General features: G+C 69.8%; 11 protein-coding genes. 3 read left to right on the plus strand and 8 right to left on the minus strand.

Annotation, left to right across the window (positions count from 1 at the left end):
• Nucleotides 1-60: 60 nt before the first annotated feature.
• From rlmH to EK403_RS01440, 5 genes are all read right to left on the minus strand, one after another.
• The gene (gene rlmH / locus EK403_RS01420; RefSeq protein WP_128775718.1) at nt 61-543 is read right to left on the minus strand and encodes a 23S rRNA (pseudouridine(1915)-N(3))-methyltransferase RlmH; all 483 of its coding nucleotides are present in this window, start codon (nt 541-543) and stop codon (nt 61-63) included.
• Nucleotides 544-560: 17 nt separating this feature from the next.
• Nucleotides 561-941: a ribosome silencing factor gene (gene rsfS / locus EK403_RS01425; protein ID WP_245479443.1), complete on the minus strand. Its 381-nt coding sequence runs from the start codon at nt 939-941 to the stop codon at nt 561-563.
• 130 nt (nt 942-1071) lie between these two features.
• Nucleotides 1072-1704, minus strand: a complete 633-nt coding sequence (locus tag EK403_RS01430; RefSeq protein ID WP_245479444.1) for a nicotinate-nucleotide adenylyltransferase — start codon at nt 1702-1704, stop codon at nt 1072-1074.
• Nucleotides 1705-1945: 241 nt separating this feature from the next.
• A complete protein-coding gene (locus EK403_RS01435) occupies nt 1946-3232 on the minus strand; it encodes a glutamate-5-semialdehyde dehydrogenase (RefSeq protein ID WP_128775720.1) in 1287 nt (428 codons plus the stop codon).
• A gap of 278 nt (nt 3233-3510) precedes the next feature.
• Nucleotides 3511-4872 (minus strand): PQQ-dependent sugar dehydrogenase, encoded by a 1362-nt coding sequence (locus EK403_RS01440; protein ID WP_128775721.1) that lies wholly within the window; start codon nt 4870-4872, stop codon nt 3511-3513.
• A gap of 253 nt (nt 4873-5125) precedes the next feature.
• On the opposite strand from EK403_RS01440, the gene EK403_RS01445 reads away from it, so the two are divergent.
• Genes EK403_RS01445 through EK403_RS01455 form a run of 3 tightly spaced genes read left to right on the plus strand, consistent with a single transcriptional unit; the run spans nt 5126 to nt 8910 of the window.
• Entirely contained in the window at nt 5126-5650 is a 525-nt protein-coding gene (locus EK403_RS01445) for a (2Fe-2S)-binding protein (protein WP_128775722.1), read from the plus strand.
• Complete coding sequence (locus tag EK403_RS01450; protein WP_128775723.1) at nt 5647-6663, plus strand: FAD binding domain-containing protein; 1017 nt, start codon at nt 5647-5649, stop codon at nt 6661-6663. The genes EK403_RS01445 and EK403_RS01450 overlap by 4 nt, the downstream gene beginning before the upstream one ends.
• 12 nt (nt 6664-6675) lie before the next feature.
• Nucleotides 6676-8910: a xanthine dehydrogenase family protein molybdopterin-binding subunit gene (locus tag EK403_RS01455; protein WP_128775724.1), complete on the plus strand. Its 2235-nt coding sequence runs from the start codon at nt 6676-6678 to the stop codon at nt 8908-8910.
• A gap of 171 nt (nt 8911-9081) precedes the next feature.
• Here the strand turns inward: EK403_RS01455 and EK403_RS01460 are convergent, their stop codons facing one another.
• From EK403_RS01460 to EK403_RS22090, 3 genes are all read right to left on the minus strand, one after another.
• Complete coding sequence (locus EK403_RS01460) at nt 9082-9804, minus strand: c-type cytochrome (protein WP_128775725.1); 723 nt, start codon at nt 9802-9804, stop codon at nt 9082-9084.
• On the minus strand, nt 9791-11074 hold the full coding sequence (soxC, locus tag EK403_RS01465) for a sulfite dehydrogenase (RefSeq protein WP_128775726.1): 1284 nt from the start codon (nt 11072-11074) through the stop codon (nt 9791-9793). Before soxC ends, EK403_RS01460 begins: the two co-directional genes overlap by 14 nt.
• A gap of 221 nt (nt 11075-11295) precedes the next feature.
• Nucleotides 11296-11983, minus strand: a 688-nt coding sequence (locus EK403_RS22090) for a hypothetical protein (protein WP_164919455.1), incomplete at its 5' end; no start/stop codon positions are given.

Here is an 11983-nt window from a genome sequence, read left to right on the forward strand (position 1 = left end):
GAACTCGGTGGTCCTAGAAAGTCGTGGATACCCGCGCTGCCGCGCGGGCATGACGTGGCCTCACCCCCGATGATACGGGTGCCCGGCCAGGATCGTCGCGGCGCGGTAGAGCTGTTCGGCGAGCAGCAGGCGGACGATCTGGTGCGGCCAGGTCATGGCGCCGAGCGCCATGCGGACATCGGCGGACGCGAGCAGAGAAGGGTCGAGCCCGTCCGCGCCGCCGATCACGAAGGCGAGGCCGGCCGCGCCGTCGTCGCGGCGCCGTCCGATCAAGCCGGCGAAATCCTCGCTCGACAGGTGCTTGCCGCGCTCGTCGAGCGCGAACAGCGCGAGCTTCGGGTCGAGGGCGGCCTTGAGCGCGGCGGCCTCATCGCGCTTGCGCTGGTCGGCGCTGCGCGCGCGGCTCTCGTCGAGCTCGACGATCTCGGGGGCGTCGAGGCCGACGCCCCGGCCGATCTGGCCGACCCGCTCGACATAGCGGCGCGCGAGCTCGCGCTCGGGCCCCGCCTTGAGGCGGCCGACCGCCGCAATGACCAGGCGCACCGCGTTCTAAGCGGCGCTCAGGACAGCGGCAGTTCCGTCGGGCGTCCCGCCGACCACATCTTCTCGAGATTGTAGAAGGCGCGGACTTCGGGCCGGAACAGGTGGACGATCACGTCGCCGCAATCGATCAGCACCCAGTCGCAATGCGGCAGGCCTTCGACCTTCACCTTGCCGTGGCCCGCATTCTTCAGCTCTTCGACCAGCTTGTCGGCGATGGCGCCGACATGCCGCGTGGCGCGGCCGGACGCGATCACCATCTCGTCGGCCAGCGCGGACTTGCCGCGCAGATCTATGACCACGGTGTCTTCGGCCTTGTTGTCGTCGAGCACGTCGAGGATGAGGTGAAGCAACGCCGGATGAGCCGCGTTCGCGGCGCCGGCGCCCAAGTGAGCCGCCACACGGGGCGTCTCCTTCAGCGCTATGGTGGACAGGGGTTTCGCCTTCCGTCTGCCGTCCTCAGGGCCGGGGACCATGCTCCGGCTCCGTCAGATTAAAGCCGATGGCTGCGACATTTCAACCACGGCGGCGCTAACGGCTCGGAAAGCTTTGCGCCGCGGCCTTTCGGCCACGCAGGGCGGTGGACGACAGATCGGACCTCGGACCGTGCAGGAAGGTCCAGGCCGGCGGCGCCATCCAGGCCAATCCCGCCGCGTCGCCTTCGTCGACGCGGAAGCGCGAAAGCGCCTGCGCGGCATGAGCCGAAAGCGGCGAAAAGGTCGCGCCCGGCCGGTCGACGACGGCGATCGGCGCGCGCGCCGCGATCTCCCACCAGCGGCCCCAGCGGTGGAACGTCGCAAGATTGTCCGCGCCCATGATCCAGACGAAGCGGACGTCCGGGCAGCGTGCCGTGAGATAGGCAAGCGCGTCGTAGGTCCGCGTCACGCCCATGGCGGCCTCGACGCCCGTGGCCTCGACCCGGGGATGCGCGAGCAGCCGGCGCGCGGCCGCGAGCCGCTCGTCGAGCGGCGGCAGCGCGGCGTTGTCCTTGAGCGGGTTGCCGGGGGTGACCAGCAGCCAGACGCGGTCGAGCTTCAGGCGCTTCAGCGCCGTGAGCGCGACCTTGCGGTGCGCCTCGTGCGGGGGATTGAACGAGCCGCCATAGAGCCCGATCGCCAAGCCGGGGGCATAAGGCGGGAGGCGGGGGGTGAGGAGGCGGGTCACTTCGGAACGGCGGCCGCTCTTCCCTTCTCCCCTTGAGGGAGAAGGTGGCCGGCGCCGAAGGCGGCGGCCGGATGAGGGGTGCGGGCGGCGCGCTTTCCGGAGACGGCGCCGCCGTCACCCCTCACCCCGACCCTCTCCCACCGCAAGTCGGATGTTTCCGACTTGCGCACGCAAGAGAGGCCAACTCCGCACCAGCGGAGTTGGCTGGGGAGAGGGGGACGGCGGCGTCGCGCCTTATCCCTCACGGCCGCGTCTGGCCGGTCCCGTGGACGCGGTAGTTGAACGAGGTCAGCTGCTCGACGCCGACCGGGCCGCGGGCGTGCATGCGGCCTGTCGCGATGCCGATCTCGGCCCCGAAGCCGAACTCGCCGCCGTCGGCGAACTGGGTCGAGGCGTTGTGCAGAACGATCGCGCTGTCGACCTCGGCCAGGAATTTCTTGGCCAGCCGCTCGTCGGCGGTGACGATCGCGTCTGTGTGGTGCGAGCCGTAGGTCTCGACATGAGATATCGCGGCGTCGATCCCGTCCACGACCTTCACGGCGATGATCGCGTCGAGATATTCGGTGCGCCAGTCCTCCTCGGTCGCCGGCGTGACGCGCTGGTCGGCGAGCTGCGCTTCGGCGTCTCCGCGGACGTCGCAGCCGGCCTCGATCAGGGCCGCGATCAGCGGGCCGAGATGGCTCGCGGCGACCGCGCGGTCGACCAGCAGGGTCTCGGCCGCGCCGCAGACGCCGGTGCGCCGCATCTTGGCGTTGAGGACGATCGACCTCGCCATTTCGAGATCCGCGTTGGCCGCCACATAGACGTGGCAGTTGCCCTCGAGATGCGCGAACACCGGCACGCGCGCCTCCTGCTGCACGCGCGCCACCAGTCCCTTGCCGCCGCGCGGAACGATGACGTCGACATTGCCGTCGAGGCCCGAAAGCATGGCCCCGACCGCCGCGCGGTCGCGCGTCGGCACGAGCTGGACCGCGTCGGTCGGCAGGCCGGCCTCGTCGAGGCCCTCGACCAGCGCGGCATGGATCGCGGCCGAGGATCTGAAACTGTCGGCCCCGCCCCGCAGGATCGCGGCGTTGCCGGCCTTGAGGCAGAGCGCGCCGGCGTCGGCGGTGACGTTCGGGCGGCTCTCATAGATCACCCCCACCACGCCGAGCGGCGTGCGGACGCGGTCGATGCGCAGGCCGTTGGGGCGGGTCCATGACGCAATGGTCTCGCCCACGGGATCGGCGAGGCCCGCGACCGTCTCGAGGCCCTCGGCGACCGCGGCGATGCGGGCGTGGGTCAGCGTCAGTCGGTCGATGAACGAACCCGCGACCCCCGCGGCCTTCGCGGCGGCGACGTCGGCGGCGTTGGCGGCGAGCACGGCGGCCTCGGTCTCGCGCAGCCGGCGGCCGGCGGCGACGAGCGCGACGTCCTTGGCCTCGCGGGACGCAAGAGCGAGCGTCCGCGAAGCTTTGCGCGCGCGGCGGCCGACCTCGCGCATGATCGTGGCGACGTCGTCGGCCTGGCGTTCGACCGCAAGGGTCATCGGAGGGCCTCCTTGCTTGCGAGGCCCTGCACTAGCGCGTTTGACCCGGCGCGTCACCAGATGGGGGGCCCTGCCCCGTTCTGAAACGAGACCCGGACCGAGGGTCTGCGTGCTTCGAGACGCATGCCTCCGGCATGCTCCTCAGCATGAGGGCCGGAGAGGGGCGCCAAAACTGAACCTACCTCATGGCTCGAGGAGCCGTCCGCAGGACGGCGTCTCGAAGCACGCAGGACGCCGAAGCAAGGCGCCCTGCGTCGTGTCACGCTCCCCGACTGCGCTCAGCCGCTCGTCCGCTTGGCGCCCGCGTCGGCCGTCGCCTTTGCGGGCGTCACGCGCCAGACCTTGTTGCCGACGTCGTCGGCGACCAGCAGGCCGCCGGCCTTGTCGACCGCGACCCCGACCGGCCTCCCTTGCGCCTCGCCGTCCTTGTTGAGGAAGTCGGTCAGCACGTCCTCGGGCGGGCCGGACGGCTTGCCGTCCTTGAAGGGCACGAAGATCACCTTGTAGCCGCTCACCGGCTTGCGGTTCCAGGAGCCGTGCTGGCCGACGAAGACGCCGTTCTTGTACTTCTCGCCGAACAGGCCGCCCTCGTTGAAGATCATGCCAAGCGAGGCGGTGTGCGGCCCGAGCGCGTAATCGGGCTTGATGGCCTTCGCCACGAGGTCCGGCCGAGGCGGCTGGACGCGGTCGTCGACGTGCTGGCCGTAATAGCTGTAGGGCCAGCCATAGAAGCCGCCGTCCTTCACCGAGGTCATGTAGTCGGGCACGAGGTCGGAGCCGATCTCGTCACGCTCGTTGACCGCGACCCAGAGCTCGCCGGTCACCGGGTTCCAGGTCGGGCCGTTGGGGTTGCGCAGGCCCGAGGCGAACAGGCGCGTGGCCTTGGCCGCGACGTCGACCTCGAGCACCGCGGCGCGGTCCTTCTCGGCGTCCATGCCGTTCTCGGCGACGTTCGAGTTGGAGCCCGAGGTCGCGTAGAGCTTCTTCCCGTCCTTCGAGGCCGTCAGGTCCTTGGTCCAGTGGTGGTTGAGCGGGCCGCCCGGCAGGTCGACGAGCTTCTCGGGCTTGGCCGCGATCTCGGTGTCGCCGTCCTTGTAGGGCACGCTGACGATCGCGTCGGTGTTGGCGATCCACAGCCGGCCGTTCGACAGCACGACGCCGAAGGGCGAGTGCAGACCCTTCACCAGCGTCGAGCGGAACTCCGCCTTGCCGTCGCCGTCGGCGTCGCGCAGCAGCGTGATGCGGTCGGCGCTCGGCACCTTGGCGCCGGCGCGCTGCATGAAAAGGCCGGCGATCCAGCCCTTGATCCCCTCATTGTGCCCCTCGTCGGTCTTGGCGGGCTCGGCCGTCTCGACCGCCAGCACGTCGCCATTCGGCAGGGCGTAGACCCGGCGGGGATGATCCAGGCCGCCGGCGAATTCAACGACCTGCATGCCCTGCCCGGCCGTCGGCTTCGCGTCGCCGCTCCAGCCCACCGCCTTGCCGACCTTCACGGTCGGCGTCCAGCTCGTCTTCGGCTCGGGAAGCGTCGGGTTGGGGCCGTAGCCCTGCGCGATCGGGACGGTCGCCTCCTGGCCGCAGCCCGCAAGCCCGAGGCCCAGAACTCCCAGGGCGAGAAATCGTGAGGCGGCGGAGGTCATGTCGTTTTCCAAACATGGCTGGAAGGGGCGCGCGGCGGCGCCCTCCTGAGATAGTTCGCGAACGGCTCCGTGAATCGATCCGTTCCCCTCCTCGCGCGGCTTTGATGCATGTCCGGAGCCGCGCCCGCGCACGGGAGCCCGGTAGGGCTTTTCGGAACGTCCTCGGTTTGGAAATGTTGTCATTCCAAACGGCTCCCGCCGCCGGGCGGGCTGTCGCCGGCCGGTCGTTGCGACCCAGCTTCGGGAGACTCCATTGGCAGACACGATTTCGGCGTCCGGCGCTTTGGACGCTGTCTCCGTCACGCTCACGGTGAACGGAGAGACGCGCAGCATCGACATCCCCCCCACCGTCACGCTTCTCGACCTGCTCAGGGAACGTTTTCACCTGACCGGCGCCAAGAAGGGCTGCGACCAGGGCCAGTGCGGCGCCTGCACCGTCATGGTGGACGGGCGGCGGGTCAATTCCTGCCTGCAGCTCGCCGTGATGAAGGACGGGGCCGAGATCACGACGATCGAAGGGCTCGGAACGCCGGACTCGCTGCACCCGCTGCAGGCCGCCTTCGTGAAGCATGACGCGTTTCAGTGCGGCTACTGCACGCCCGGCCAGATCTGCTCGGCCGCAGGAATGATCGCGGAGGGCCACGCTACGACCGCCGCGGAAATCCGCGAACTGATGAGCGGCAACCTTTGCCGCTGCGGGGCCTACACCAACATCGTCGAGGCGATCGAGGAGGTCATGGGCGCCGAGCGCGCGCCCAAGCTGGAGGCCGCGGAATGATGAACTTCTCCTACACCCGCGCGACCAGCGTCGGCGAGGCGATCCAGGCTGTCGTCCAGGACCCGCAAGCACGCTTCATCGCGGGCGGCACCAACCTTGTCGACCTCATGAAATACAATGTCGAGCGGCCGGGCCGGCTGGTCGACATCACCCGCCTGCCGCTCGACCGGATCGAGGAGACGCCGGGCGGCGGCCTGAAGATCGGCGCGCTCGTTCCGAACTCGGACCTCGCCTATGACGAGCGGATCGAGCGGGACTATCCGCTTCTTTCGAGCGCGATCCTGGCCGGGGCCTCGGCGCAGCTCCGGAACGCCGCCACCACCGGCGGCAACCTGCTCCAGCGCACCCGCTGCTACTATTTCTACGACGTCGGCACGCCCTGCAACAAACGCGAGCCGGGCTCCGGCTGCCCCGCCAGGACCGGCGTCAACCGCATCCACGCGATCCTCGGCGCGAGCGACGCCTGCATCGCGACTCACCCGTCGGACATGTGCGTCGCGCTCGCGGCGCTCGGCGCGACGGTCCATGTCGAAGGACCGGACGGTGAGCGGACGATCCCGTTCTCGGACTTCCACCGCCTGCCGGGAAGCGAGCCCGAGAAGGACAACACGCTGAGCCGAGGCGAGATCGTCACGGCCGTGGAGCTGCCGAAGCCGCGCTTCGGGAAGAACCACACCTATCTGAAGCTCCGCGACCGGCTGTCCTACGCCTTCGCGCTGGTCTCGGTCGCGGCCGCGATCGAGCTCGACGGCGACGTGATCGGCGAGGCGCGGCTCGCGCTCGGCGGCGTCGCCCACAAGCCCTGGCGCGACGAGGCCGCCGAAGCCTCGCTGAAAGGCAAGCTGCCCTCCTCCTCGGCATTCGAGGAGGCCGGAGACATCGTGCTCAGGAACGCCAAAGGCCACGGCCACAACGACTTCAAGATCGAGCTCGCCCGCCGCGCCATCGCGCGCGCGCTCGGGCAGGCGGCCGCCGGGACCCCGCAGGTCCAGGCGAACAAGTCCATCAACTGAGGGGAGACCGACATGTCCAACGTCCACCCCTATGTCGGCCGCGCCACGCCGCGGGTCGACGGCCCGCTCAAGGTTTCGGGCCTCGCGACCTACGCGGCCGAGTTCTTCGCCGAGGACATGCTCTACGCCGCCGCGGTCCCGGCGACGATCGCGAAGGGCAGGATCAAGCGCATCGACCTCTCGGCCGCCAAGGGCGCGCCGGGCGTCGTCGAGATCCTGACGCATGAGAACCGGCCCGAAATCCCCGAGGACGACGCCCCCTATCTGAACGACATGGTCGCGGTGCCGGGCAGCCCGTTCCGGCCGCTTCGGAACGACAAGGTTCTCTATAGCGGCCAGGCGATCGCGCTGGTGATCGCCGACAGCCACGAGAACGCACGTCACGCGGCCTCGCTGGTGACGGCCGAGTTCGAGGTCGAGACCCCGACGGTCGACGTGGCGGATGCGAGGTCGACCGCCTACGAGCCGCCCGTGCCCCGCGACGGCATCCCGCCCCCTCCCCCGCCGCGCGGCGACGCCGAGGCGACGTTCAAGGGCTCGGAGATCCGCCTGAAGCATGACTACCGGGTCGCGCCCGAACACCACAATCCCATGGAGCTGCAGGCCACGACGGTGGTGTGGGAGGGCGGCGGCGCGCTCACCATCCACAACAAGACGCAAGGGGTGATCAACCCGAAGAACTACATCTGCTCGGTCTTCAGCCTCGACCCCGAGAAGGTCCGGGTCGTGTCGCCCTTCGTGGGCGGCGCCTTCGGCATGGCGCTCCGGCCGCATTACGACCTGTTCCTCGCAGTGCTCGCCGCGATCAAGCTCGAACGCTCTGTCCGGCTGGTGCTGACGCGCGGGCAGATGTGGACCATGGGCTGGCGCCCCGACACGCTGCAGACGGTGGCGCTGTCGGCGGACGCGGACGGCAAGCTGACCTCCGTCAGCCACCACGCCATCCAGGCGACCTCGCAGTTCGAGGACTATCAGGAGCCGATCGTGAACTGGTCGGGCCTGATCTACGATTGCCCGAACGTCAGCCTGAAATACGAGCTCGCCAAGCTCGACGTCTCGACCCCGTCCGACATGCGGGCGCCGGGCGCGACCACCGGCGTCTACGCGCTCGAGGCGGCGATGGACGAGCTTGCCTATGAGCTCAAGATGGACCCGCTCGAGCTCCGGCTGAAGAACTACGCCGAGAAGGACGGCAATGACGACAAGCCGTTCTCTTCGAAGGAGCTCCGCGCGGCCTATGAGCAGGGGGCGAAGCGGTTCGGCTGGTCGGAGCGCAGCCCCGAGCCGCGCTCGATGAAGGAGGGCAAGGAGCTCGTCGGCTACGGCGTGGCGACCGGGTGCTGGGAGGCGATGATGCAGCCGCATTCGGCGCGCGCGGCGCTTTCCGCGGACGGCAGGCTCGAGGTGGCCTGCGGCACCGCCGACATCGGCACCGGCACCTACACGATTCTCGCCCAGATCGGCGCCGACGCCTTCGGTCTGCCGATCGAGGAGGTGACCGCGAAGGTCGGCGACACCTCCCTGCCGATGGCCCCGGTCGAGGGCGGCTCGTGGGCCGCGGCGTCGGCCGGCAACGCCGTCCAGCTCGCCTGCGCGGCGCTCAAGGAGGAGCTTCTGAAGGCCGCCCGCGGCCTCGACGACTCGCCGCTCGCCAACGCCGACGTCGCACACGTGACCTTCGCGGACGGCAAGATCGCGCTGACCTCGGACCCGGAGAAATCGGTCTCCTACGCCGACGCCCTGAAGGCGGCCGGAAGCGAGCGGCTGGAGGCGAAGGGCGATTTCGCGCCCGACGGCGAATTCGCCGAGAAATACGCCTCCTACACCCACTCGGCGGTGTTCGCGGAGGTCCGGGTCGACGAGGAGCTCGGCGTGGTGCGGGTGGAGCGGATCGTCAGCGCGGTCGCGGCCGGAAAGATCCTCAACCTCGCCACCGCCCGCAGCCAGATCCTCGGCGGCGTGGTGATGGGCGTCGGCATGGCGCTGCACGAGGAGAGCGTCTGGGACAAGTCGCTCGGCCGCATCATGAACGCCAATCTCGGCGAGTATCACGTGCCCGCGCATGCCGACATCCACGACATCGACGTGATCTTCGTCGACGAGGAGGACAAGGCGAACCCGATGGGCGTGAAGGGCCTCGGCGAGATCGGGATCGTCGGCGCGGCGGCCGCGGTCGCGAACGCCGTGTTCCACGCGACGGGCAAGCGCATCCGCGAGCTGCCGATCACGATCGACAAGCTGCTTTAGGGCGATCCGGCTCGGGAAACTCAGCGCGTCATCCCGGCCGAGGCGCCGGGATCCATTACCGCAACGACGGCAGACCTGCCGCGCGCTGTGGAAACGGATCCCGGGACGAGCCCGGAATGACGTCACTTTTTGCCAGCTAAGGAAGAACGCCGCGGCCCGGAGGCCGCGGCGTCAGGGACGCGCGGCGGGCGAAGCCGCTGCCCCTGATTTCGGGTCGCCCATGATGACCTGGTTGCCGGTGCCCCCGGCCGCAGCCGCCGTCCCGGACGCTGCCGGCTTCGATGCGTCGGCGACCGTTCCGATCGGCTTGCAGTCCGTCATGCAGCGCTCGGCCCTGGTGTCGGGCCGGTCGTCGCGGATGAAGCCGTCGCGGTTCGGCATCGGGATCTTGGGCATCGTCTGGGCGTTCATCTTGAAGTCCGCGGGCACCAGACCGTTCAGGTTGTAGATATAGGCCGCGACCGCATAGACCTCGTCGGCCGTCAGCGACTGCGGCGCGTTCATGGGCATCGCCCGGCGGACGTAGTCGAACAGGATCGGCGCATAGGGGTACATGCTGCCGGGGGTGAGCACCCGCGGGCTCTTGGTCATGCTGCCGATGCCGCCGACCATCGTCCCGTAGACCGGGCCGCCGGCCGCGTTCTCGCCGTGGCAGGCAAGGCACTTGGCCTCGTAGACCGCCTTGCCGGCCGCGACCGTTCCCTCTCCCGCCGGCAGGTTGCCGCCGCTCGGCGTCGCGATGTCGATGTCCCAGAGTTTCAGATCCGCCTCTCCGATCGGACGGCCGAAGCCGGCCTCGGGCCGCTTGCCGAAATCGGCGGCCTGGGCCGCGGTCGCGACCGCGAGCGTGACGCAGAGGGCTGCGACGGAGGATCGAAGGTCAAGCGATCGCATTGGCGACCTCCCCGCTCTGGGCGACCGACCACGGGAATATCCCGTTATGGTGCTGGACGAAGCCGACGATCTCGCGCACCCGCGCGATCTCCTCGACGGTCGGCTGGACGTAGCCGGTCGTATCCTTGGCGCGGCTCGCGATCTTGGCGGGGCTGCCGTCCCAGTTCCAGCGATAGCGGAAGCGCGTCAGGCACTTGTCCAGCACCGGCTCTTCGAGCGCGGCCTCCCGCCAGGTCCTGCCGCCGTCGAACGTCAGATCGACATTCGTGACCTTGCCGCGGCCCGACCATGCGAAGCCCTGCACCTCGTAGAGGCCCGGCCCCTTGAGCGACATCCCGCCCGAGGGATTCGTGATGACCGACTTGCACTCCATCTCCATGGAGTATTGCCGCCATTTGCCGTTCGGCATCGGATCGGTGTAGCGCGCGGTCTCGCCGCGGATCTGGTCGGGCTCGGTCACGACCTTGATGCGGCGGAGCCATTTCACGCAGGTGTTGCCTTCCCAGCCGGGGAAGAAGGCGCGCAGCGGATAGCCCTGCTCGGCGCGCAGCATCTCGCCGTTCTGGCCGTAGACGAGCAGCGCGTCGTCCATGACCTTCTCGATCGGGATCGAGCGCAGATGGCCGGAGCCGTCGCCGCCCTCGAACATCACCCATTTGCCCTCGGGCTTCACGCCCGCCTCGTCGAGCAGCCAGGACAGCGGCACGCCGGTCCACTGCGCGCAGGACAGCAGCCCGTGGCTCTGCTGCACGGTGACGGCCTTCGGCTCGCGCCAGTCGGTCAGCGTGTTGCCGGAGCACTCCATGAAATGGAAGCGCGACACCGACGGGTAGCGCATCAGGTCGCTCATCGAGAACGCGAGCGGCTTCTCGACCAGGCCGTGGATGACGAGCCGGTGCTGCTCGGGGTCGATCTTGGCGACGCCGTTGTGGTGGCGCTCGAAGAACAGGCCGTTCGGGGTCACGATGCCGACCTGCTGATGCAGAGGCGTCATGCTCCAGTCGGAATAGTTCTGCTTGTTCTTGAAGACGTCGCTGCGCCGCCGCTTGACGTGCGCCTCGAATTCGATCGGCATCCCGTAGGATTCCGGCGGGATCGGCGCGCCCATCTTCAGGCTGCTGGCCGGAACGGGCAGTTCCTCCGCCCGCGCGCCGGCCGCGACGCCGAGCCCCGCCGCCGCGCCGGCGACCAGGAACCTTCGGCGGGAACTGCCGGACGACCCCGGCGAGGCGCCCGGAGCGGGCGTCTGAGTGCGTTGCTCCTCGACCATTTCTTCTCCTTGCCCGCCGCCGCCCCGCCCCTTCGAGCAGGCCGGCGTTCGGAAAGCGGCGGTTTCTTAAGGACGCGCGTACAGACCCGCATCACAGCAAGATCAAACCAAGAAAGGAAATAGTTCTCGTCGATAATTAGAGAGCCGCGAGCAATGCCGCATCGCCGGAGTCCTGGACCGGCGGAGGTAAAGCAATCAGCCGCGTCTGGGGCGTCGGCCGATCAGAGGCTGCGCGCGCCGCGCCGTCGAGCGGCCGCGATGAGGCCGGCCATGGCGAGCGCAAGCGCCGGGCCTCCAAGAAGGTTGAAGAGCACCGTGCAGGTCCGCAGCCGCTCGAGGCCCGCGCGTTCGCGCCGCTCGGCCTCGCGCAGGATCTTGCGGTCGGGCGCGAGCGCTGAGCGAAGCTCCGCCACCCGCCCCTGCACCTCGGCGGGAAGCTGCGACAGGTCCGAGACGCCGGCCGTGGCCGGCAGCTGCGCGATCCGCGCCTCGATCTCGGCGATCCGCGTCATCGCGGCGGCCTGCGAGGCGCGATCGACGTCCGCCATGTCGCGCGCAAGGTCTGCGACGCGCGTCAAGGTCCGCCGCGTCCCGCCGCGGGATCGGATCGCGATCAGCCCGCCGCCGCCCGCGGCGCGCTCCACCATGTTGAGGAACAGGGCGACGTTCTCGCTGCGCGGACGGCGCGGAGCGCCCGGCTCGGTCTGCGGCTCGTAGGCGAACGGGTCGAGGATCCAGTCGACGTCGGCGATCCCGAACACCGCCGAGGCGCGGGTCCCGCGGCCGAGATGGACGGCCGCAGCGCCGCCAGGCGGCGTCTCGAACGCGCTGTCGAACGGCCCCTCGACCTCCGCAGCGACGACGCGCCGCCCGCCGCCGGGCGCGAAGGCCGCCGCAGCGGCGGGCGGC

Source organism: Hansschlegelia zhihuaiae (assembly GCF_004103825.1).
GTDB lineage: Bacteria > Pseudomonadota > Alphaproteobacteria > Rhizobiales > Methylopilaceae > Methylopila > Methylopila zhihuaiae.